Genomic DNA, 25,469 nt, shown 5'->3' on the forward strand with positions numbered 1-25,469 from the left:
ACCAACAACCATACTTTTATCCAGTTTCGCTTTATCTGTGGATATTGCTAATCCATTAGCAGATTGAGTTACTGCACTATAAGTTGTATTAGTATCACTTGCAGGAATACCCAATCCAGTAATATTATCTTTAGTAATATTTAAATTAGCAAAAGGTACTTTTGAAATTGTTTTCAAGTTATTACTTGAATCTGTGACTGCTACTTTATTAACACTAGTAATATCTGAATTTAAAGTACCACCATTAGCTAAAGAACCGTGAGTATGACTGGAAGCTGCTCTTGAAGTATCCACTGGATGGACATGGTCTGCTTTTGCAAAAGTTGATAATGAACCTGCACTTTGAGTACCATCCATCTTAATATTAGTAGCAGTACTATTAGCTGAAGGAATAGTTGGTTTGGCTTCGGTTGTTATTTTTCCATTGGCATCAGTTACAACATTCTTTGATGCTTGACCACTTATAACACCATCATTACTAATATTTCCATGAGCATGGCTTGAAGGAGTCATACTTGTAGGGAAATCTGTAATTTGTGATTTTGTATGTGTGTGAGTAGAAGATAAATCAATATCTCCTGCAACAATATCATCACATCTTTCATCAACTTCTTTAATAGCTGAATCTAATGCTGAATTAATGCTTGTTTGTGTAGCATTTGCCGCAGTATTAATTGCTTCGGTATGTGCAGTTGCATCTTTTAAAGTATCGGCAGTATAAGTAGTATTACTATCATATGAGTAAATTAATTGCCAACAACCAGTGCTAACAATACTTGTATTATACATGAAGATACAGGTGGATTTGTTTGGATATCTGCCTGCTGTAATTGCTGAAGCGTTGTAATATATTGGTTTAGCACCTAAACTATTAACATTTAAAGTAGCACTAGCAGCATTCGCACCAATTGCATTATATAATGCTATTAATGTTCCATGAGTTAATGTGACACCAGTTAGTGAAACCGTGTATGCTGAAGTTGTTCCGCCAACATTACCTGCACTGATACTCATACTTTTATCTAATTTTGTTTTATCTTCTTTACTCATCAAACCATTTGCAGATTGAGTTACTGCAGCAGTACTAGCACGACTGGTATCCGTCGGGTGAACATGGTCCCCACGAGCAAATGTGTTCTGTGTTCCTACTGCCTGCGTTCCATTCATTTTAATATTTGTTGCAGTACTTTCAAAATCTCCTGTAGTCAGTTTACCGGAGGTTGTTGTGATAACTGGCTTGTTTGCAGCAGAACCAATAGCACCCGCATTCGTAATATTACCATGAGTATGACTGGAAGCTGCTCTTGAAGTATCCACTGGATGGACATGGTCTTCTCTTGCAACATTTTCACTTGTACCTGCACTTTGGGTACCGTTCATTTTTATTTGTGATGCAGTTGATCCTAATTTTTTCTTAAACCAATTAGAGATATTTGCTGAGAATTTTTTTACCATATTGAATATTCCTCCTTTAAATAGATATTTTAGTAAATAAAAATTTTTTAGAATAATCTTGAAAAAAAATAGAAAAAAAAGTTAGAAGAAAAAAGAATTTTCCTCTAATAATCAATAGTTAAAATACCAGTGTCTTCATCAAAAGCAGGTTGGAAGTTTGCAGTTTGCATGTAACCAGATAAATCAATACGTGCAGTATCAACTTTCTCCCAATCATAATTATTACCAGATTTTACAGTGATGAAAATTTCATAATTATCATTGGTAGCACTGGTGGATTCTGCAACAAGATACATTTTATTCATAGTAGATGCTGAAGCAGTAGGGAGATTTGCAACAACAGTAATTAATTCAATTGCTAATAATGAACCAATTTTGGAGTTCACTGCACTGTTAATAGTTGCTTGAGTAGCACCTGCAGCAGTTTCTAAATTTGCATAAGCAGTTGCATCAGTAACTTCAGATGCGGAATGTGAATGAGAAGATGCTGCTTTGCCATCTAAAGCACTTTTAACTACTTTGTTTTGAACTGGGTTTTCACTTGTTGCATTTAATGCAGAATCAACTGTAGTGTTTTCTAATCCTGCTAATTTGGTTTTTTCAGCTGTGGTAAAGTCTTCTGTGGATAATCCTTTACCGTTTACTTTGTCAACTTTACCATCTAAAGCAGTGTATATTGCTTTGTTTTGAACTGGGTTTTCTGAAGAGTTGTCTAATGCTGCATCAACAGTAGTGTTTTCGAGGTTTGCTAATTTGTTTTTTTCTGCAGTAGTAAAATCTTCAGTGGATAATCCTTTACCTGATACTTTATCGACTTTAGTGTCCATTTGAGTGTCGATTTCAGTTTCAGTGTAATATAAATCTCCGTGTTCGTGGTTTGAATCTGCTTTACCATTTAATAAGGTATCTATTTCACTTTTTATGTAAGTTATTTTTTTAATATAGTTTTGTATATTTAATGTAAATTTTCCCATATTAATCACATTTTAAAATATATTTTTTATTTTTCGAAAGTTAATTCTCCATTCTCAAAATCAAAATCAAGATTTTTTATATATCCTTCGGATTCTAAGAATGTTTTTAATTCAATTTTACTAACATAATCTTGTATCAACTCATTAAAACGAGTTTCATCTACAAAACTGTTTAAACCATTTAAACTGACACTGTCAATTAATTCACCATCACTATAACATTGAATGCTGTTATCGATGACAAGGATATCATCTATTTTCTTATCTAGTTTATCGAAAATATCTACAAAGATATCTTTATGTTCATGATGACATTCATGTTGGTGATGATGCTTGCTATAACCACTTTTCATTAATGGAATAGTCACATCATTTGTAGTGACAAGGTCTCCTCCATAAACAGTGACTTTGAAGTATGTTCCGTTTAAGCAGGAAGCCGGCACTATGCAACTGCATTTGCATGATTTTCCAAGATGGGTTGTTATTTTATTTCCCCAGGAATCAGTGAATATTGCGAATTTATTAATATTTTCCCATATTTCACCGTTGAAAGAAAAGAAGGTTTTGATGATGTTTTTAGCATTTTGTACTATGACTATGGTGTCGGTTCTTTTTAATTGTTGGTTATTTACCGTGAATAAAGTTTCTATCACAAAATATCATCCTCCAAAGAAAATAATATGATTTTTCATAAAAAATTAGTCAATTCTCAATTTAATACTACGGTAAACTTGATAATAGTTTCCTGATCCAGCGAACATGAAATGTATATCAAATGTTCCAGGACCTATATTAATACCAATTGTCCCTCCATTATCAACAACTCTATTTGCACCATTGATAGAATAATGAACAGTAGTATTTGGAATAGCATAATTATCTATATTATCATATACATCTATGGGACTACCCATTTCATCTTGATTGAATACAACAACTTTCAAACGGGTGCCTTTATCAATAGTGATTAAATTTTGATTCGTATTGTCTTTATCAGAACTAATGTATATTCCAGGAACTCGTTTCTTTGCTTTAGCACCATCAGTAATACTATCCAGTTTATTTTTATCCGTACTAGACATTAAACCCCTATTTGAACTACTAGCCATAGTTAATGGAGCTTTATTATCCAATTCTGCAAGAATTAACCTAGATTCAATTGGATTTGTACTTTCCTGAATCCATTGATTATCTACAGTGACAAGTTCATCCTTATCCGCTTTATAAGATAAATCCTCTTCTAAACCAGCAATATTACTAACAGTATGAGTATGATTAGTATTGGCTTTACCATTCAATGCATTATTGATTACTTTATTTTGAACTGGATTCGTAGATGAATTATTTAATGCAGTGTCAACTGTATGAGTATGAATTGCATTAGCTTTATCATCTAAAGCATCTTTAACTACTTTGTTTTGAACAGGATTAGTGGAATTCGCATTTAATGAGGAGTCAACTGTATGTGTGTGGTTTGTATCTGATTTACCATTTAATTTAGTGGTTACTTCTGTTTCTGTGAAGTAACGGTCATCATGAATATGGTCTGTATCAGATTTTCCATTTAAAAGGATATCCACGTCACTTTTAAGATAAAAATGTGATTTCATTGCTTCTTTAATGTTGCATAATAAATCGCTTATACTATCAATTTTATCAATTAGATTATCTGTATCAACCATAAAATATCACCCATTATTTTCTACAACTAAAAATTTTTGTTCACTTACCGGATTTTTACCATCATAACCCGCCATTAATGCAGTGACAAGATAAGTTCCAGGACTTAAATTAATTGTAACTGCACTAGTTTTTCCTTGTCCATCAGTAATTCTATCATACATTACACCATTAATCAACAATCTTATTGTGCGTCCATTTAAATCATAGTCCTGCTCGTCACAATCAATACGTGCAACAATACCATTTCCTGTATTATACCCCATGATAATTTGAGTTCCAGTTTCGCCTGCACCATCACTTTTACGTGAAAGAAGTATTCGAACATTATTTTTCTTAACATTTCCTTCCAAATCTGTGAGTCTTGAATCTAATTCATAACCTTGCCTAGCAGATAATGCTTCCCCATCATGATAACTGTCATGATTGCAATTATCAACTAATTTAACATGACCATAATCTGATGTAGAACCTGCTCCATAAACTGGAGAAGATGAACTATGTGGACCTGGTGAAAATTGATAAGCATTAATATCATCTGTTTTTAGAAATTTATCACTAGCAAAACCAGATAGTGTAGTAGCATTAATTATGTTTGATTCGTTTGAATTTTCTAAATATTCTTTTAATTCATTGTTATCAACATAAGTAGTATTTAATTCACCTAATTGTTCAGATAATTCATCAAATTTTGTTTTATCGACTAAAACAATATTATCTATAACATCATCACCACTATAAATTATTACTTCAGCACCAATGACCTTACCTTCATTATCATTATGATAACATCTAACTTTAAAATCAGTCATAATCACACCTTATATTCAATATAATTTGGCTTAATATTCACTTGTTTATCAGTATTTTCCCTTTTAGCATAATAACCAATACTAATTGCATTATCATCCAAATTAGGAGTATAAACAATTTTAATAATATCTCCCTCGGCGATAATTGGTGATTCACCATCAAAATTAGTAATTTCTAAAAGAATATTTTTTTCAGATAAAACATAATCAATATTTTCATATAAATTCAGCTCTTCACCATTACTTTTTATCAAAGTAAATTTTCTGATTGGATCTATAGGTTCTGTTCGAAGATTAATATTTCTAGTTTCCACCATTTCATTATCAACGATAAATGTTTCTTCAAAATAATCTAGGATTAAACCTTCTGTTTTATCCGCTCTTAAACCAACTTCCTCATTTGTCAAACCTTCAATGAAAACTGGATTATATGAAACAGTTAAAGTTCCTTTCACAAGATTTTCAAGATTATAATCAGATAAAGTTAAAATATTCTCATCATAATCTATGATGTAATCATACCATTCACCATAATTAACAGTAGAACTACCAACAGCAGATGGTTGTAATGATGCATTAATCATAGGATAAGCCGGTTTATTAATGAATTTAAACTCATCAATGAAACCAATAACATAAATATTATGTTCTTTCAATAGGGAAACAATTGAAGGTTTATTCGTTAAATAAGTTTTAAGTTGATTTGCAGTTTTGCCTTCAATATCACTAGCTTCAATACCCTCAATATAAGTATAATATATTAAATCCGATGGTTCAATTATGATAAAATGTTCCATTACTTCTTTTTCTCTGATTATTTCCACACCACAAGTTGTTGTTGGGTCACAATCAAATGGAGCGAAAATTCTTCCCCAGACAGAAGCTCCTAGAATACAGGATAATTGAGGATAATAAAATGGAGTTCTAACATACATTTCACGAGGCAAATCAGTGCTTAAAGTTAATCCTAATGATTCAATGTACGGTGTTTTAGAACCATTAGTGCTTTTAAATATTGCTCTAACGAATAACACATTAACTGGATTTTCAAAATAGATTGTTCCACCATTAGATATGCTCTTCCAGGTATGGCCATCATTGCTTACTTCATATTTTAATGTGTAACCGGATGTAGCAGTTGACCCTTCACATTCAGCACCTAAAGTAACAGATTTGATTGGATTGTCAAAAATAGGCTTTAAGTATAAGTAACATTCATCCGTACTATAAGCAGTACCCAATTCTCTTATATGGCATTGATATGAGAAATCTTGCGGAGCATATTTTCCCTGATGATAATCTACATCTTCATCTTTACCATATCTAATCCAAGTGTATCCACAATTAAAACTATAGAATGCATGTTCATTTGGAGTATTATCCGCATGACAATGTTTATTCCACCCACCAACTGCATAGCAATTAGTTGAATGAGATAATGGAGATAATAAAACTATAGCATAAGTTTCACCTTCTTTAACCGTGCAAGGATAATCAAAAGTAACACTATATACACCAGGATTAGTATTATTAAATTTAACTTCCTGATAAGCCAAATGATTTACATCTGAATTAACAGGCACGTAAACATCATCAATTTTTTCTGTTTTTCTTATCTCAACAACAAGAGGCATTCCAGTATTTGTACCCCCTTGAAGATTAAGAACAACATTTTCTAGTAATCCTGAGGATTTAGCAACAAATGTTTGAGCTCTAGTAATTCCCGGTATTTCACCATTAAGCATATTAAAAAGCCAATTAGGCCTGACTTCATAATGTCTATTCCTATCAAATCCAATGTACCAAAATTCGTTACAAGTCATATCATCTGAAACAACATTTCCATCTTCATCTCTGATGGTCCATGGACTATAATTTCGAGTTTCCTTATTAATTCCTTTATCCAAAGTAACTAAAGGCAATTCAAATTTATGCTGCACGTTCCTATTATCATCAAGAAAAGACTTCCAAACAGCAGTGGTTTTTGCTGTATCGACAATACTTAAATCATCAAAATTAAAATTCAATGTTTTTAAAGTTGATTTATTAAATGTAATATTATTATTTTGCTGAATTTTATAACCATAACTCTTAGATTCATCAACAGGAATTGGTTTAAAATTTTTTCTAACAGCTGGTGGAGTTAAATACTCCAACTTTTCAATCTGCTTTTTTAGATATTCATCATTATTACAAAAAGTACGCAATAAATCCGCAGTAACATACCTTTGTTCACCAAAACTGCTGAGACCGGGATTTACATATTTATCTCCTGGACATGTCATAAAAAATAACCTCATTTTTATTTAGTTTGTACAATAATTTGAATAGAATTAGGATCTTTACCCAATAAAGGTTTTATATACACATTTTTACTGGTTACATCCCAATAGTAACAACCTTCAATTAATTCATCCCTACTTTTAACTTGATTATAACCGGAACCAGAATCTAATTCACTAACCCCAACAACAGTATTCGGCTCATAAATATAATATTCCCCAGATTCTGTAGGTTTCCAATCACTACGTAAACTACCTGTAACAAGACTGAAAGTGTAATGGATTGTAACAGAACTGGTGGTATTTCCAAGAAAAGTAGATGAAATTTTTCTATAAACATCATGACTAATTAACAAATCATCATTGCATACACCAATTTCACTTGTATCTAAAATTTCTGAAGCTGAAACATTAGTGGTTAATTCTATTTTTTTAGTTGTTGGATCCACTGAGTAATTACATGTTTTTCGACATGTTTCATTACCTAATGTTTCATCGCTTTTACGGGGCCTTGAAGTTCCTTTTCCCAGAACAATATATTTTATTGGTGAAAATTCATTGTTGACCCATCGATTCATGAAGAAACATTCACCGAAAAAAGTTATTAGATTATTGCCTTTAATTTCAATTGATTCATTCATGAACATTGTTGCAATAGGGATAATAAATCTATATGCTCCTTTAACATTGACATTCATCATATTATATCAACTCTTTTTACGTGATTATTTACTGTTAAGGATAACTCAGAAACAATATCTATTGTAGAATTTAATTCTTGTTTTCCTTCATCTAATTTTAAATGAATAGCTTTGCTTAAAGGCATTAATTTTTGCAATCTATTTGATAGATTCGGAACGTCTTCAAGAATAATATTTGATGGTATCTGATTATGATTTATTTCTAAATCATAATCGTTTGGTGTCCAATTGTATTTTGTTCTCATGTATTTACAATTTTTAGTCATTCTTCTTCACCTTCATCGATTAATAAGATATCCGGCTCACTATCATCACTATCAATTATAAGAATATCTTCATCTGTTAATGTTGATGTATCATACTCAATATCTGAAGTGATGATTATATTCGGATAATCATCATCCAATTCGGTTAAAACATGATATTCTTCTGTTGAATCAATATCTGTTGGGAATTCATCAACTAACATAATATTGAAATCATCATCTTTATTTGTTGAAATAATATAATATGGTCCATACACAATAAGCAGCACATCAGTGTTTACGTTTTCCAAATAATCATTTCCGGAATAGATTAATTTACATTGTACTTCACCAGTTTCTTCCATGACTACATTAAGTTCGCCAGAAGTTACATCCGCTATTGCAATTTCAGAATTATCATTATTATCAATCAATGATATTTCGCCATTTAATGGTATTCTAGTATTTCTAGATATGCTGAACGGAATTAATGTTGATTCTAAAACTGGAATTGAATGTTCTGATTCAGCAGTTAGTATTGGTGTAACTTTAGTAATCACAACATTTTTAGTAATATTTGATGCATTATAAAAAGTATTTTCAACGAAATTGAATGATAATTGATATGTGTCTGCTTTAAGAACTTCATCTATTTGTAAGTCAAATTGTCCATTAGTTATATTTTTAGAATAATTTTTATTGTTTAATGAAATATTGACTGTTCCAGTATCAACTTTACGATTATTTTCATCTGTTATTTCTCCAGAGATGTTAATTATTTCTCCGGCAGGTAAATTAATATTTTCAGATGTGATAATTGTGTTTAATTGTTTGAATTGTACAGTCACATCATCTGTGAAACTAGAATATTTATAATCTGTTTGATTATATTTGATTTGGAATTTAATGTCTTTTCCACGAATATTACTGTTTGTGGTGAATGTTGTTTCCCATTCTCCGAAGATATCTGTTGTTAATGATTTACTTTGAATTGTTGCACCATCAACAATCATGTTAACAAAAATATTTTCATTTGGAACCGGATCATCATCACTATCCACCAGATAACCATTAATATGAAGAACATCATCAGAGTAACTGTAATATGATTCATCTGCAAATATTCCACCAGAAAGATTAATTTCTTCTTTAACACCATAAACAATATGAGCAACATTACTGTAGACATCTCCATCAACAGTACTGACTGCCTGAAGATATGTTCCACTACAATTTATAATAGCTTGTGTGGATACATTCACCGCACACCATCCATCATTTCCTGTTGTGTAAACCTGACTAACATTGTTCTCACAAGAATTATTATAAGTATCCCATATTTTAAAAGTAGTTTTTAAAGGATTTCGATTGCTATCGCATGCAAAAACATTTATTGGAATTAAAGAGGAATTCGAAAGTAATACTTTGTTTTCAGGATATAATCTCAGATTAATATCCGCTAATTCATTTTCCCTCACTCTTACGCGATAACTATTACTGACACTTGAATAATATTTTCTTGTTTCTCCATATTCGAAGTGTAAATTATGTGTTCCTGAAGTTAATTTATCATTCCAAGAAACTTCCCCATTACTATCACTATTTAAAGTTGTTATTAACGAGGAGCCATCATATAGTTTTAAACTAGCATTTTCAATTGGATTACTGTTTTCATCAGTAATAATCCCTGTAAGTTTGATATTTTCATTAGTTAAGTATGTGGATTTTCCAGAGCCGATTAAACTAATAGAAGTTTCTAATTTAACAACTTTAACTGAAAATGTAATGTTACTATCAACATAAGTTTCATCATGAGAATAAACAAGTTTATAATTATGAATTCCTTCACTTGAAGGTGTGTGAGATAATCTTTCTCCGTTATCAACTGTTTTTAGAAGAGTATTGTTTTCATATAATTTTAATGTTCCTCCACTAACATTATTATCATAATAATCTAAAACTTCATAATTAACAGAGAATGAATCATCGATAATAATTTTGTCAGCAGTATTAGTCAATAAATAGGTAGGCATTGGGTTTACAGTAACATTATAATAATCTTCACTATAACAATATTTTTTGGATTCCTGGTGTTTGACTTTTAAATTAAACTCTCCAATTTCATTGAAATTATAATCTAAATTGTACAATCCAGTATCATCTGTAACTTCCGAATCCACAATAATATCTTTATGATATAATTCAATTGTTTCTCCACTTACAGGTTTATCTATCTCATTAGTACTTTCAGGACAGTTACTGGTTAAAGTACCATTAACTTGTATTTCATTTCCAACACTATAATCGCCAGTATTTGTTAATAATGATCCTGTAAATTGGATGTCTTTATGAGCATAAACTTCAAGTTCTTTTTCCATATTAATCTTAGTTGAAATTTTACAAACCCACTTAGGAATCGTGATATTAACGGGATAATTTAAAATATTTTGATTAATAAAATCATTGCCTGTTGCATTTATTTCACAGCATTTATGTTTTAATGTGATATTTTGAAGATATAATCTGGTATCTTGCATTATTTTAAAGATTTCCCATCCATTGTTTTGATAAATTACTGCTCCTGCAGGACAAGATAATATACTGCATGTTTCATTAATCACTAATGGATTATCAATATAAAATCGTTCATTCTTATTAATCAACACGATTACATTATTGGAACCTTCAATTCGTTCTAAAGCATGATTTATAGTACGTAACGGATAATCTTGAGAACCGTCATTGGAATCATTACCTGAAACACAGTCAACATATAAATCTGCAGTGGCACATCCTTTTATGATGATTCTTATTTCATCAGATTCAATGTAATTCTGTGAATTTTCCTGTAGTTTTTTCAATGATTCGTAAGCTCTGAAAGTGAAATCAAATTGATATTTACCATCATTTATTCCTGGAAAATCATCAGTGCTTACTGACCAGGAATTATCTGTTAGGTAAAACTCTTCCTGAAATATTTCATCATCAACATAAGGTACGATGTAAAATGTTTTATTATATCTTTTTGCGTAAGCATCATAAAAATTAAAAGTGAAATTCACTTTTCGTCCTTCAATGGGTGATGCATTGTCAACTTGTGCAAAGAAGAAAATTTTAGGTGAAATTGGACACCATAATGAGTCTTTATGCTCCCATCTTTCAGGCTGCCAACCATTATCATATTCTCCATCACTATTTAAATGTCTTGAAGTTTCAAACATTTTACATAAATATTTTTCACGATTAGTTAACTTAATCAAATCAGGATTAGTTGGATCTAAGCCATAAATCTTCCAAACTTCCAAAACAGGCAATGGGATTTTATTCAAATATTTAATATAATCCAATATTCTATTCATATAATGATAATCATCTTCTGTAGTGGAATTATTGAAAGGATGTTCTGTTTTTTGATAATAGTCAATTATCTGAATTGGACTCATTTCAGCTAAATCATTTGAAGATAATGTTTTGTATGTTTTTCTGGGAATATTGTATAATGCTCCGAAAGAATCTAATGATGTATCATGATCATAGATATCATCTATCAGGCCATCATTTTCAGGAAAGCCTTTCACTAGACTATATTCTTCATGAGTGGTGACATAAATCTTAAACTTATCTTCAGGAATGATATTTTCTGATGTGCTTTCATAAGAATACTCGAAAGTATGTACTTCATCATTATATGAAAATGTTTCAGTGTATATGGCTTCATCATTTTTATAGCAAGTAACACTTTTCAAGTACGGGAAATTAGCAACAAAATTAATTGCATACTCATTAGCTGAAGTCTGCTCTCTCCAAATAAGTAAATTTTTCTCTAATTTACCTGCAAGATAAACCTGGAATAACTCATTATAAACATCAACTAAACGATTATTGAAAACTTCTTTAGTTTTACTGAAATTACTACCATCAGACTTATCCAAGAAGTAAGGAAATTTATCCTTTAATTTTTTCAAACTATTACGTGGCATAAAATATCACTTACTCCATTTTAATAATAATTTCACCAGCAACACATTTCTCTTCATTATTAACACTGATAGGTTCTGTAGGATTTGAAAAAACAATATTTTTGAGTTCAGTAATTTCTCTATCAATAAAAACTCCTAATTTATGAGGTATGAAATCTTCACCTATAATCATTCCTTTATGATAATTACCATTTGCTAGAAAACCACCATTGATAAAAACTTTAATAGCTGACTTGATTTTTGCGGAAATAATTTCTTTTTCTTTAGTTGAATAAGGATTTAAACGGTCAATATCCGTATTACACGTAACATAAATATCAACAGGTTTTAATATTGGAGCCATTAAAACAATATCTTCCGTTTCTTGAGTGATTTCATTATTTAAATCATCGTAAATTTTATTAAGTGTATAACTATCTCCAGGATCCACTACAATTTTTACAGTTCCAGAACCATCCCAGTTAGGAACAATACTATACCCATCTATGCCATCAGCTCTTGCAAAATAATTTTGATATGCTTTATCACTGCCTTTAAGGTTAATTTCAATCCAGTTAAGTATTAATTCACGATATTCATCATCAGTGTAAGTTCTACTTCCACGGCTTGAAACATTATTATTAGTGCATGATACACCGACAGGAATATTATCGATGTTGCTAATGATTTTTGTTAAAGTATTTTCTATAACACTATATTCTACACCAGCATCAACTGATAATGCATAAACTGTACATTCTGTTTCACCAGATGGGAAATATAAATCCTCTACAGTCTTATAAACAATTCCTGTAGTTGATGAAATAAGTATTCCAGCAGGTTCCAGTACGTCTTCGTTCAATGTTCTTCTTAATGAAAAAGTTATTTCAACACCAGCATGTGTCGCCTGTGGTCTAGGACAATTAATTAATTGTCCCCATTTATCCAAATCTGTACCTGTTGCAGTTAAAGGGCTTCCAGCAAGATAAATATTATTTTCTTCGATATATGCATCTTCAAGGCTTTTAGCATCAACACTTAAATTCATTACATAAAAATTACTGATATCCTTCTTATTTTTGATATAATTAATGAATTCTTCTGAATTGCTAATTAAGCCCTTATCATAAGCATCCTTTAATGAATTTAAAAAGATTTCTTCATATTGTTTGGGTTTAAAAGTCATATTTCAACACTTCCTTCAACTAATTCATCAGAAATACTAGTTACACTAAAAGAAATCCTATGTCTGAAGTATTCATTATCCACATTATCTTCAACTGTAATATCATTTATTTTATGGATTCTACGCATATTTTTTAAGACATCTTCAATGAATAATTCCATTTTATATCTTGACATATTGGAGACCTTTCCTTTTATTAACTCGTGGATTCTACAACCAAAACCATCATATAAAGGCATTTCTTCTAATTCTTTGTATCTGGTCATTATTGCTATGCATATTGCATTGCGTAAACTATCCTGGCCAGTTACATTAATCCAATCACCATTACTAAATTGTACATCCCATTTGTTGTTTTCATCAGGTTTTAGAAGTACATCTTCATGTAATGTTTTATAAAATCTGAAATTATCACTTTCCAGATCAACCGGTAGAGTCACTATTATCACCTGTTAATTCTTCTCTTAATTTATCAATGGCTTTTTTAATTTCTTCATCAACTTCTTCTTTAGTGTAAATTTCTTTTTTATCATAGACATTATCTGAAGTTGCATATTCAACAACAGTATTCTCATCTGCAATCAATCCTTCTGTAAAGGTAACTCCATTATTAGAATTAATGCATATGTTTCCTGTGCCAACATCTAAACCATATTCATTTGTAGAACCCACATCAGATATTCTATAATGTCCTTGTTTAGCAGGATTAATGAAAACAATATCCTCTTTAATGAAATAACCCAATAATAACTGTTCTTTGGTATTATCATTAATATCTGCTATAAGACAATCAAGTTCACTACGTGGAATGATGCATGGTTCATTTAATATTTCACAAAAACTAGCATCACCATCTGGAGTAAAGAAATCAATAATGGATCCGTGCATTCTATGTAAAATTTTACAAAAAATTAATTTATTACCTACTTTAACTTGGGCTTTATCCAAATAGGGATAATATTTAGTTAAAACACCAATATGAATTTTAGATTTATCTACTTCAGACTTTATTTTATCATTGACTGTTGAATCAATGACTGAATGAATAATTGGAGAAAATGCTTTAATTACTCTACCATCCGTGGCGGTTATGTCACTACTTTTCATTCTAGTTCCTCCTCTGATGTTTCTTCTTCATTTTCTTCAGAATCATCATCTGAATTTTCTTTTGGTTCACCCAGACTAGGAGGATAATCTGTTAATGTTAAACTGCATTGAGAATTATTAGGAGAATTAGATTGTGAAACTTTAGTAATATACATAAAGCAATCCTCATCAAAACTGGGAATATAAACTTTAACCCATTCACCTTGACGCCATTTAGGAGAAGCATTTACTCTACATTCTATTGTATGACCATTCTCACGGCGAATTTTAGCCCATTCTGTTTTAGCGAAATTTAGAGCTTCTTCATAAGTTTCAACAGGAACTTCTTTGGTGGAAGTGGTAGTTTTAGATTCAGTACTAATAGAATCATCAGCATTACTATCTATTTCACTTGATGATGATTCACCGGATGATTCATCCGTTTCTGTGATAGTAATTGTTTTAACAGCATCTAATTCAGATACTTTCTCACCAAACCTATCTATTAACTCATCATTCATATAAACAATATCTTCACCATTATTCCAATGTACAATCAGTTTATTAATAGTGTTAGGATTATAATCAGTTATGCTTATTGAATCATATATTACATTAATTCCTTCCAATAATTCTAAATTATATGATGATTCTGGTTCAGGAATCTTATTAACAAATACTTTATCATTAATCACTTTACATTCAACTTCACCATCTAAAGGACTTAATACATCTCTTAAAGCTTCTTTTATTGATGATGCTGAAGATTCTCCATCATCATCACTTCCACCATTAGCTAATTTTGTGGCTATTTCATCAAAACTACAACCTAACTTTCCACAAACATAGTTAATGTACTGTTTATTCGCTTCAAAATAAGCTTTAGCAGTTTGACCAACGGACTCAATAGTACTTCCACTATAATTATCATCATGAGCTCTAACAAGAGGAGTATTGGCGATACCATTGCAGGTTAACCATTTGTCTGTAGTTGCAGTATTGGATGCAAATACTACCCACATATATTTATAGTGATAATAACCGTTTTTTAATCCTGTGACAAAGTCAACGAACATTCCTGCATCAGAACCATTGACAATAAATACTCCAATTTTTCCGGAGGCTTTAGATGATAATCCATATGATTGAATAGTATTTGGACCCACACCCGCATTTTCACAGGTATGACCTTTGGCTTCTAATTTCTTAATAACAGTATCAATCCAACCTTTCTCAGTTGCATGATTTCCATTAGAATAATTATCGGCTGCTACTACATATGTAGACAAATTAAATCACCTCTTAATTAACATGATGGGAAATCCCATAATCTAGTCACAGTTTGATTTTCATAGACTTGACCTAAACTTCTTCGAGCATAGCCAGGATCTGAATTTTGCCATTGCCCATCGACATAATATTGAACCCATACATGACCAGTACCATAAACTCCACGTGCTTTTAATTTAACAACCTGAGCCATTTCATAACCTAAACGGGCTCTGTCACAGCAATTACTATAACCTGAAGATAATACTTCCGATGGGCATTTATGATGATTAGGATAATTTGGTGCAGGGTATTTCACATGGTCACAGATAAAAGCAGTTATTGCATTAGCCTTTGCTTTTGCAGTTTTTTTACCTTTACAGACTTTTTTAGCCATTGCCTTAACATCTGAAGATACACTACCACTATAATCTCCACCATCATCGCCATCTTCACTACTGGAAACATTACTATAATCAATAACTTCATCAACCATTCCTGTAAAATCCACTACAGGAACCAATCCTGCAGTTTTAATAATTTCTTCAACAATAGCTGAACGTTTCATTTGAGAAAAATCAAACTGATATTTTTTATCTAGTAATTTAGTCATGCCTGCGATTTGAAGTTCAACATTATCTGTTGAAAATCTTTGTTCTGTTATGAATCCTAATAATACTTCAGCCATATCATCATAAGAAGTAGTTTCATTAGGTGATTCGACATATTCGCGAAGACAAGTTCTCACTCCTTTATAAAATCTTTTTTTATCAACATATGGGAATGAGATGCTTCCATTATTACTTATATCTTCATAATCATGTTCATGGGAAGAATTGAATATATTTCCATAGTAATAAATTTCTTGGATTTCTCCTTGATGTAATGTGAAACCTTCATTATTTTCCTCTTCTTCAGTGGTGGAAGTATCCTCTTCTTCTGAATTATCCTCAGAAGATTCATTTGATTCACCACCATTAGGAATATATGGAATGAAATTTTCTTCATCAGTTTTATAGACTTCAAATACACTACGATAAATATCATACTGTTCCATAATTGAAAATACCATACTTATTCCTCACTTAATTTATCTTCAGGTATGATGAATGTATCACCTGGAATCAAAGAATCCTCACCAGGTATTTCGATTACTTGAACATCTAAATTTATATGATTGGGAGATGCTTCCTCAATATCCTTGCTAATGATGACTTCTGCCATGAATTTACCTCCCATATACGGAGAGATTACCTCACAAGGTTTACTCATCATTTCACGGAAAATCTCATCATGAACATCTGGACGACCATCAGGCACATAAACCGTAGTGGAAAAACTATAATCTCTAACAACATATCTTCCTCTACTCACATGTTCAGTACCATTCATAATAGGTTCACGATTAGTTTCACGACGATTATATGCTTCATTAGCATTAATATTTTCAGCATAAAAAGGATATCCATCAATTTCAATGTTTTCAGATACATTTTCATTTACATCATCATACATTCCAACCATACATATCACATTCCTTTGATTGGTAAATCAATTCCTAAACTTTCTAATGCTAAAAGCAACCATTGTTTAGCTTCATAAGAAGTCATATTTCTCGCATCTATTGGGATGGAACCTTCATTGAAAATGATTGTTGTTGAGTTATTATTGGTAGTACTTGGAGGTGCTTGGGAATTTACAGTATCAATTGCAGACAATTGATCCATATTCCAACCAGAACTTATTACGGGTTCTGACAACATTAAACTAGGATTTCCAAAAGCATTCACAATACCCTGTGCCAGGCCATATGTAGCTTTACGTAACGGAGATTTTGCTTTTTCAATGAATCCTTTAATATAACCCATTTCATCATAAGTTGCCCAAGCCATAGCACCAGGAGAACCTGTTTCAATTCCATTTTTAAATGCTTGTACAATTTCCTCTGCACCGTTTTGAGCAGCTGTTTTAGCAGCGGCAATACCACTATCCACAGCAGATTTAACATAACCCATCTCAGTACTCATAACATCAGCTAATTTTAAAGTAGAACGGAAACCATCAGTAGTTTGAGAACCTAGATTTTGACCGCCTGATGATGCTTCACCACTCGCAGATGAAATTGCAGATGAAACGCTAGTCTGTACATTACCACTTAATGGTGCTAAACCTGTTTGCACACCCATTACAATTTGAGAACCTATATTTGTTGCAGGTGCACTGAAACCTCCGGCAAGATTAGTTAAAGTATCTCTAAGACCAGTTATCGCGGTATTGATAGTGCTTAACATAGTTGATGGGTCACCACCATCACCAAAAGTAATAGTTGAAAGATTACCTAATTCAGTAGCCGCCTTTTGGACAGTTGTAACTGCTGTTGTGATTGTATTCGGGTCAAATCCGTCCATTGGAGGTAATGAAGTTAAACTTGTCATTACACCAGAAACTTCACTTATAGCACTGGCAACGTTTTTAATATTAGTAATGGTATCTTCGTTAACTTCACCAACTGTCAAACCACTTAGAGAATCGGCGGCTGTTTGAACATTAGTCATTACAGTATCAATTGTGCCACTATCAAAGTTTTCCATTTTTGGTAAGCTTGTTAATCCAGAAGCAACATTGGATACTTCAGTTAAAGCATTGACAATATTTTTAATTCCTGTGATTAAATCTTCATTAATTGTATCATTACTAATATCTAATGTGGAAAGTTGTTCTGCTGCCTTATTAACATCTCCAATAATAGTCTTCAATGCTTCTCCAATATCTTGCCCACCAAATAATCCTTCCATCCATTGGTCAAAATTGTTATTATCTCTGAAACTTCTTAGTGTTTCAAATGCATCAGATAAACTAGTTAATGCATCAGAAACTTTTTTGATATTGTTACCTAAATCTTCAGGTATTGATGGAACACTCCAACCACTCAATGCAGTACCTGCATCATAAATATCCGTTTTAACAGCATTCAAAGCCTCACCAATGTCCACACCACCAAATAATCCATTCACAAAATCAGTGAACATATTATCCCAATTCTGACTATCACGAATACTCCTAAGAGCACCCATTGCATCACCAACACTAGCCAAACTATCACAAACATTCTGGATATTCTGTGCTACATTAGAATCCAATGGAGTTAAAGAAGAAAATTCATTTAACTTTTTAGAAGCAGAAATAATCTCATCTTTAGCCTGTTCAATACCATCAGTAATACTGGAGAACCCTAACATATTAGAAACCCAATTACTAAATCCAGTAGTAATATTAGTCCAAGTAATAGCATTCATAGCATTAGAAACAGCACTTAAACTATCACTAACCGCCTGAATATTAGTTGCAATAGACGGATCAATATTAACACTACTAAACGCTTTAAGTTCATTTGCAGCATCCATAATAGCATCTTTCGCTATTTTCAATGGAGTTGTAATTCCAGTGAAACCACTAGTGACAATAGCCAAACCAGTCATGATACTTGTGAATGTCATTGCAGCCATTGCTACTCCAACATAGGCTATTCCCATAGTAATTGATTTTAATCCTTCAACAGCACCACTTAAATCAATATTTTCAAAATGCAATGCTTCCATAAATTCTCCAAGTAACTTTATGAAAACCATTGCTTCAGCAGCAATTACTGCCACGATAGGAATCATGATCATGATAACGGCAGATAATGCTAAAGCCGGGACAATCATACTGGTAAAAGCACCGCTTAGGGTAGTTGTAGCAGCGGCTGCACCTTCTGCACCAGCAGCACCTGATGCAAGCATTGGGGCTGTATCACCAACTTCTTCAGCCATTTGTCCCATTTTTTTGATATCATCCCCAACTTCTTCTGCTTCTTTTAAACCAGAAAGTTTGTCTTTTAGTCCTTTAAAACTATCTGTAAAACTAAAATCACTAATAGAAGAGTATAAAGATTTATTTAAGTTATGTAATTTTCCTTTAATATCAGGCATTTTAATTTCAGAAATTGACTTAGTGAAACTAGAAAATTTCCCATTTATAGTTCCAGCAACATCACCTAATCCACCAAAACCTTTTTTTAATCCATTTTGTAAAGTTTCACCAACACTAAACTTTTTAATAGAATCAAAACCACTAAGAATACTCGTTTTAAATCCTTTCATTTTATTTGAAATAGATTTCGTTAAAGTCATATTCTTTTTTTCAAATTCCTTATCAAAACCATCAGCAATAGAATTGAAAAACCCAAATGATTCTTTTAATTGTTCAGGAGTAGGTTCTTTATTTTTACCCCGACTTTTAAATATATCTAGATTTTTAGCTTTTTCGATACTTTCTTTTAGATTAATATCTTCTTTAGATAATTTTCTTTGAGTATTTTTGAATTTTTTAGAATCTTTATTTTTGATAGAACGTAATTGTTCAATGAGTTCATTTCTTCTTGAAGCACTTTTTTCAATTTCTTTTTTAATTTTTTCATATTCATTAGTATTTCCTTTCATCAAGTCTGCTGCAGTTAATCCACCAATTCCCAAATCAACTGCTTTTTCAGTTTTACTAGCACCTTTAGCCACATCACCCGCACCAGCAACACCTGCCAAACCAGCCATATCTGAAGCATTAGAAGCAATATTTAAAGTATTATTAAACCCTTCAGCAGCATTACTAGCACCTTTAATAGCATCACGCACATCATGAAAAGCATCAGCAATATCTTGAACACCATTAATCATAGTAGAAGCAGTGAACAATGCTTGAGAAAGAGCATCGACACTTTCACTAGCAACAAGAATAGTCCCTGCTAAAGCACCACCCAATTCATTATCTAAATCAATGAATCCACGTTTTACATCTTTAATTATTGGTAAAAACTCATTACCTATTTTTTTACCGGCACGACTAAAACTTTTTCCAATTAATGCATCTAACCCTTGATTAGTCTCCATTAATTCTTCTGTTGAACCAATGACTTCTTCTACTGCAGCCATATATCCTTCAACATCATCTTCTTTACCAGACCATAAGCCAGTTCTTTTCAATGCATCTTCAGATACACCATACTGATCCAAACTTGCAAAAGCACCTTTAATCCCTTTTGACAAATCCATCATTGCTGATTGTGCAAGTTCTGTTGAACCTGTTTGAGCAAGAACAGCAGCACCAAAGTTAGCCATTTCATCAGTGACATTTTCTAATGCAGTATCTGAAGCACCAGTTGCTGCTTTAAATGCATTCATCGCAGGAATTAATTCTTGCATTGAAGTAAGACTACTATCCGTAACTTTATCAACAGTATCATATAATGACTTAGCAGCATCTTCTGTTTCAGTCATCATATTAATTAAAACTTTATTAGTTTCAGCTTTAGATGTAGTACCAAATATTATATCACTTGCAGTTTTACCGCCCGTAATGCCGCTAAGCATACTATTCATGCCTGTTGATAAACTCATTAGACCTTGGTTCATCTTGGACATTGCAGCAGTAATATTAGAAACCATGCTTTGAACTGATCCATCAATTTTTTGAGTGGTGTCAGTGACATTTTCTTTTGAATTGAATGTTATCATGATTTCTTCCATAGTTGCCATAGTATCAGTACCTCATTCTTTTTTGATGCTTTTTATTTTTCTTTGCTTGTTTACGGGCTTCACGAATAGATTTTTGTTCTTGTTTAATTTCTTCACCATATTTTCGCATTAACATTATCATATCCAAGTCATTGCGTTTATAAATCACTTCAGAAATAGGGATACAGAGATGTTTGGATACACGAAAATAGACTTCACCTAAGAAACTATCTAACAGGTGGAAATAATTCTTCTTCAAATGTATCATTGAATTGTAGAATTCCTTTCACTCTATTGAATAAGCTTACACGGTAATTTAATTCAATAGTTTTCCAGAATTCTATTTTTTCTTCGAATGATAATTTTTCATCATCTATAAAATCAAGACGGTCTGCTAAAAATTTAGTCATTAATTCCATTTGAGCTTCATCATCTTCTAGTTTTTCATTGATTTTATCCATGATGGATTGGTGCATTTTTTCTTCTTCTGGAGATAATGGTTCATTGTTATTGGCTTTATTGATTAGGATTTTTTCATTTTTATTTAAATCACGGAATATTCCTAATTGAGAACCTATTCCTTCCAGGTATTGTTTGTCTGTGAATGGTTTTACTTTGAGTTTTAATAAGTATTTTTTACCATTCATCCAGTAATTCATGTCAATACGATATCTTTTTTCATCATGTAGTAATTCGAGTAATTGTGATTGAGTTCTAATGATATTATCTGTTGTTTCGATGTTTTCTTCAGCTTGTTTAATATCATATTTTCTGAGGAATGGACGGTAGTTTTTTAATAATAATTTTAAATCTGCTAATTCTTCTGGTGTTAATTCTTCGTGATTGATACATTTTTCTGCGAGTATTTTTTCATCTTCTTCTAGATACTCCCATGGTAATCTTTCACATTCTAATGGAAATCTTGTTTTTAACATATGTTTGTCTAAATTTTCAGTGCTCATCTTATATCAGGCCTCTTTGAAAAAAAAAATTATTAAAAGATTAAAAATCTGTTTTTAAGATTTTAATCTTTAATTGATAATGCTGTTCCTTCAACATCTAAAGTTAAACCATCTTCACCTTGACTGCGGCTGATGGATGAAATTCTACAGGTTTTTAATACGCCTTGTTCTTCATAGTCACCGTCATCATCGAAATTGTAAATTCCGATTGGGAAGCTTTTACGTGTTCTTTGGTATTCACGTAATAATGGATAATGTTCTGGAGCAACTCCGGACGCACTCCATTCGTATTCATTTTTTCCGCCAGCGTAACGATATGGGTCACGACTGTTAGTTGCAGTTTTAGTTTCATTTTCTGAACTTAAGTCTACTGTGAATTCTTCACTGACAATAGGTTCTTTATCTAATCTTAATTCACCCATATCATATTTGTTATTATCTGGATCTATTGTAACCATAATTATCTACCTCCAGCAATAGTGTTTGGTTCTTTAACATACATTGTAAATTCTATGATTAAACTTGAGTTGACTGGAACTGCTACACCTTCTATTAATAAGTCTGTTGGGTCATCAACAGATTCTTTAACAGTTAATTTAGTTCCATCCATCATGTATCCGAGTTTAATTTTATCATCGACTAATACATCTAAATCAGATTGTAAGTAGGATAAGTTGATTTCAGTTTCGTTTCTTTTTAATTGTTCGAATATGATTTCGTATCCTTCTCTGATTAACTGGTCAGTATTTCTTCTTGCATGTAACCATGAGTCATTTGGCCTGTAATCTGGGTTAGCTGCAAATGCTGTGGATACGGCAAGATTGATACGTGGGATTAATCTTGAGCCTACTTTTTCATCTTGACCGAAGATGATACCTGCATTTTGTAATTGTTTTGCTTCAGTTTCTGTTAATTCTGGGAATTCTCCGGGTTTTACAGAACGCATTTCATAGAATCCAGGTTCTTCTGAGTAATGTGTAGTGCATATTCTTGCTACATATCTTGCAAATTTTTCAGGTTCTGTTAATATGATTCTTGATTGTTGGATTTTATTGGAATCACTAGTAGTCAATGCTTTTAATTCTGTAGTGGAATATCCTTGGACTGTGAAATATCCAATTCTTGGGTTACCATGTTCACTATCTTTTTCAATGTAAAGATTTGCTGATTCGAGTAATGCAATAAAATCATTAGCTGTTATTCCAGTGTCTTTTTTGAATCCAACATATACTTCAACTTGCACTTCTCTTTTAACTTTTGCTAATTCAAAAGCAGAAGTCCAAGCACTACCCTGTTTAACAGTAGCATTTCCTAAATCAATCACATACACATAAGGTACTTTCAAATCACCAGAAGATTTCTTTTTACTTTCAGCAAAAAATCCTTCAAGAAATGCAAGTAATGGATTTGTGGAAGTATCAGTACCAATACCACCATTAGCTAATGTTTTACAAGCATCAGTATAATCATCGAATTTTTGGATTCCTGATTTCGGAGTTTCATTTCCAGAGATTCCTATGATGATTGGTATTTCTGCACCAGAACCTGATAAAGTTGGATCTGAATCAGATTCTACATATTTAGTTTTTGGAGTTTCAGTTATTGTGATACCCATATTTATTCACCTTTTAAAAATTTTTTAATAATTTTATCTAATTCATTCATTGTGATACTTGGATTAATATCTTCAGTACCAGTAATGATTGCATGTTGTTCATGACGATATTTGTTTAATAAACCTGCTTTTGACAATGCCCCAATAATAACAGGGTTTTGTTCTTCATGATTTTGAACTGCTTCAAATAAAGTTAATTTATTTGCAGTTTCAGTTTTTTGAATTTCTTTTTCATCTGTATTCTTTTTAGATGTCATAATAAGTCCTCATTAAGTTGTATTTCATTAAAAGTTATACCACCTAAATCATGTGTTAAGTAATAATCCATATCCAATTGAATTAATGTTCTAAGAACTGGTTCTGCTATGTCTAATTCATCCATATCATTTCTACCAGATATCTTAAAACTATTCTTTACAATATGGTGATGATGGAACCAATTACAATAATTATATTTTTTAGGATAAGGACATTGTCCTTTGACACTCCTACCATTATTAACTGTTAATGATTCACATTCATGATTTAATGTGCTGCACATTGAATTCTCTTTATTAAAATTAGCACATGTTGTGTAATGGTTTCCTAATGCTTGAAATATTCTTTTAGTTACCTGGTTGATTAGTGAGTGTCTTTCTTCTTCTGTGTCACACCATATGTTAATCCATATTTCAGCATTATTCTTTAAACCGATGAGTTGAGAATCATTTTTATTTAAATATCTGCGAGATAATTGAACTTCAGCAGCTTGTTGAATGGTAATACATGGAGTTTTGTCAATTGGTTTTAATCTTCTGATAATTGGAATTTTTGTATTATCTAAGAAGATGTATCCTTTTAATAAATCTAGTAATGCTTTTTCCATAGGATACATTTGAATTCACCACCAAAATTATTATTTTTTAGAGTATTCCTTTCATGCGAAGTATTTCATTAAAATTAATTTCAAATAATCGTTTACCTTTTACTTTTTTCACAGTTCTTGTGACAAATGGATTAGCTTTTGTTCCAGGATGATTAACTTTACGTGCAAAATGCATTTTTTTATCTTCACCCTGCCATGCAAGTAGTTTCTTATTTTTCGGAGTGATTGTATGTGCTGATGTACCATATTGAACATTAACCCAGTATTTCACTCCTGCCGTTAAGCATACTGTACCCATATTGGGATGTGATGTTCCAATACTTCTGCGTAATGTTCCTGTGTCAACTGGAGCTTCTCTTTGACAGATTGTATCTGCTTCAACAATTGTTCTTGTTAAAACTTCATCAACAATTTTATCATATTGAGCACCAACAATCTTTTTATATTTATCACTGAAATCAACTGTAACATTAACACTCATTGACATCTTTAAATCAACTCTTTTCGCTGTTTTTGTAATGTTACTTTTTTATGATTTATCAAGCCATGATTCCATGTTTCCACAGATCCAAATATTTCAAAAGTACCTTCTCCAGGTATTTTTACTATGTCTGTATCTTCGATGGGAACATTACTATTGAGATACATTTTATATGTGTCTTGCAATATCTTTCCGAAGATTTGTTGGCTTGATTGTGGGGATAATGGTTGGATATCAGCTGAATATTCTCCTTTTAATGAGTAGTTATTTTTTCTTCCGTAATCATCATATTCTCCTTCTTCAAAAGAATATAATTGTATTAGGGTATTGTTGAAAAATGCTGGCATG

At 31.7% G+C, this 25,469-nt stretch carries 23 protein-coding genes; all 23 read right to left on the reverse strand.

Annotation, left to right across the window (positions count from 1 at the left end; genetic code table 11):
• Positions 1-1,455 (reverse strand): hypothetical protein (locus IJQ68_RS10295; RefSeq protein ID WP_292800193.1); only part of this gene is annotated, 1,455 nt, incomplete at its 3' end.
• Between the two features lie 104 nt (positions 1,456-1,559).
• Positions 1,560-2,429 (reverse strand): hypothetical protein, encoded by an 870-nt coding sequence (locus tag IJQ68_RS10300; protein ID WP_292800196.1) that lies wholly within the window; start codon positions 2,427-2,429, stop codon positions 1,560-1,562.
• Positions 2,430-2,455: 26 nt separating this feature from the next.
• Entirely contained in the window at positions 2,456-3,082 is a 627-nt protein-coding gene (locus IJQ68_RS10305; RefSeq protein WP_292800199.1) for a hypothetical protein, read from the reverse strand.
• Positions 3,083-3,127: 45 nt separating this feature from the next.
• Positions 3,128-4,039: a hypothetical protein gene (locus IJQ68_RS10310; RefSeq protein ID WP_292800202.1), complete on the reverse strand. Its 912-nt coding sequence runs from the start codon at positions 4,037-4,039 to the stop codon at positions 3,128-3,130.
• A gap of 78 nt (positions 4,040-4,117) precedes the next feature.
• The gene (locus IJQ68_RS10315; protein WP_292800205.1) at positions 4,118-4,921 is read right to left on the reverse strand and encodes a hypothetical protein; all 804 of its coding nucleotides are present in this window, start codon (positions 4,919-4,921) and stop codon (positions 4,118-4,120) included.
• Between the two features lie 2 nt (positions 4,922-4,923).
• Positions 4,924-7,206: a hypothetical protein gene (locus IJQ68_RS10320; RefSeq protein ID WP_292800208.1), complete on the reverse strand. Its 2,283-nt coding sequence runs from the start codon at positions 7,204-7,206 to the stop codon at positions 4,924-4,926.
• 17 nt (positions 7,207-7,223) lie between these two features.
• The gene (locus IJQ68_RS10325; RefSeq protein WP_292800210.1) at positions 7,224-7,904 is read right to left on the reverse strand and encodes a hypothetical protein; all 681 of its coding nucleotides are present in this window, start codon (positions 7,902-7,904) and stop codon (positions 7,224-7,226) included.
• Positions 7,901-8,170 carry a hypothetical protein gene (locus IJQ68_RS10330; RefSeq protein ID WP_292800213.1) on the reverse strand — a complete coding sequence of 90 codons (270 nt, stop codon included), beginning with the start codon at positions 8,168-8,170 and terminating at the stop codon, positions 7,901-7,903. The genes IJQ68_RS10325 and IJQ68_RS10330 overlap by 4 nt, the downstream gene beginning before the upstream one ends.
• Positions 8,167-12,129: a carboxypeptidase-like regulatory domain-containing protein gene (locus IJQ68_RS10335; protein ID WP_292800216.1), complete on the reverse strand. Its 3,963-nt coding sequence runs from the start codon at positions 12,127-12,129 to the stop codon at positions 8,167-8,169. The genes IJQ68_RS10330 and IJQ68_RS10335 overlap by 4 nt, the downstream gene beginning before the upstream one ends.
• Before the next feature lie 10 nt (positions 12,130-12,139).
• Positions 12,140-13,294: a baseplate J/gp47 family protein gene (locus IJQ68_RS10340; RefSeq protein ID WP_292800219.1), complete on the reverse strand. Its 1,155-nt coding sequence runs from the start codon at positions 13,292-13,294 to the stop codon at positions 12,140-12,142.
• Positions 13,291-13,734 (reverse strand): hypothetical protein, encoded by a 444-nt coding sequence (locus tag IJQ68_RS10345; RefSeq protein ID WP_292800222.1) that lies wholly within the window; start codon positions 13,732-13,734, stop codon positions 13,291-13,293. Before IJQ68_RS10345 ends, IJQ68_RS10340 begins: the two co-directional genes overlap by 4 nt.
• On the reverse strand, positions 13,718-14,401 hold the full coding sequence (locus tag IJQ68_RS10350) for a hypothetical protein (protein ID WP_292800225.1): 684 nt from the start codon (positions 14,399-14,401) through the stop codon (positions 13,718-13,720). Before IJQ68_RS10350 ends, IJQ68_RS10345 begins: the two co-directional genes overlap by 17 nt.
• Positions 14,398-15,669, reverse strand: a complete 1,272-nt coding sequence (locus tag IJQ68_RS10355) for a hypothetical protein (RefSeq protein WP_292800228.1) — start codon at positions 15,667-15,669, stop codon at positions 14,398-14,400. The genes IJQ68_RS10350 and IJQ68_RS10355 overlap by 4 nt, the downstream gene beginning before the upstream one ends.
• A gap of 17 nt (positions 15,670-15,686) precedes the next feature.
• Positions 15,687-16,721 (reverse strand): transglutaminase-like domain-containing protein, encoded by a 1,035-nt coding sequence (locus tag IJQ68_RS10360; protein ID WP_292800230.1) that lies wholly within the window; start codon positions 16,719-16,721, stop codon positions 15,687-15,689.
• A gap of 2 nt (positions 16,722-16,723) precedes the next feature.
• Positions 16,724-17,173, reverse strand: coding sequence for a hypothetical protein (locus IJQ68_RS10365; RefSeq protein WP_292800233.1), 450 nt, complete (start codon positions 17,171-17,173; stop codon positions 16,724-16,726).
• 5 nt (positions 17,174-17,178) lie between these two features.
• Positions 17,179-21,219, reverse strand: coding sequence for a hypothetical protein (locus tag IJQ68_RS10370; protein ID WP_292800236.1), 4,041 nt, complete (start codon positions 21,217-21,219; stop codon positions 17,179-17,181).
• Positions 21,220-21,425: 206 nt separating this feature from the next.
• Positions 21,426-22,160, reverse strand: a complete 735-nt coding sequence (locus IJQ68_RS10375) for a hypothetical protein (RefSeq protein ID WP_292800238.1) — start codon at positions 22,158-22,160, stop codon at positions 21,426-21,428.
• 62 nt (positions 22,161-22,222) lie between these two features.
• On the reverse strand, positions 22,223-22,618 hold the full coding sequence (locus IJQ68_RS10380) for a hypothetical protein (protein ID WP_292800242.1): 396 nt from the start codon (positions 22,616-22,618) through the stop codon (positions 22,223-22,225).
• Between the two features lie 2 nt (positions 22,619-22,620).
• Positions 22,621-23,775, reverse strand: a complete 1,155-nt coding sequence (locus tag IJQ68_RS10385) for a hypothetical protein (RefSeq protein ID WP_292800245.1) — start codon at positions 23,773-23,775, stop codon at positions 22,621-22,623.
• 2 nt (positions 23,776-23,777) lie between these two features.
• Positions 23,778-24,032, reverse strand: coding sequence for a hypothetical protein (locus tag IJQ68_RS10390; RefSeq protein ID WP_292800248.1), 255 nt, complete (start codon positions 24,030-24,032; stop codon positions 23,778-23,780).
• Entirely contained in the window at positions 24,029-24,649 is a 621-nt protein-coding gene (locus tag IJQ68_RS10395) for a hypothetical protein (RefSeq protein ID WP_292800250.1), read from the reverse strand. The genes IJQ68_RS10390 and IJQ68_RS10395 overlap by 4 nt, the downstream gene beginning before the upstream one ends.
• 28 nt (positions 24,650-24,677) lie before the next feature.
• Positions 24,678-25,121, reverse strand: a complete 444-nt coding sequence (locus tag IJQ68_RS10400) for a hypothetical protein (RefSeq protein WP_292800253.1) — start codon at positions 25,119-25,121, stop codon at positions 24,678-24,680.
• Between the two features lie 8 nt (positions 25,122-25,129).
• Complete coding sequence (locus IJQ68_RS10405) at positions 25,130-25,468, reverse strand: hypothetical protein (protein ID WP_292800256.1); 339 nt, start codon at positions 25,466-25,468, stop codon at positions 25,130-25,132.
• Position 25,469: the final 1 nt, after the last annotated feature.

It is taken from the genome of Methanobrevibacter sp., assembly GCF_017447225.1.
Classification (GTDB): domain Archaea; phylum Methanobacteriota; class Methanobacteria; order Methanobacteriales; family Methanobacteriaceae; genus Methanocatella.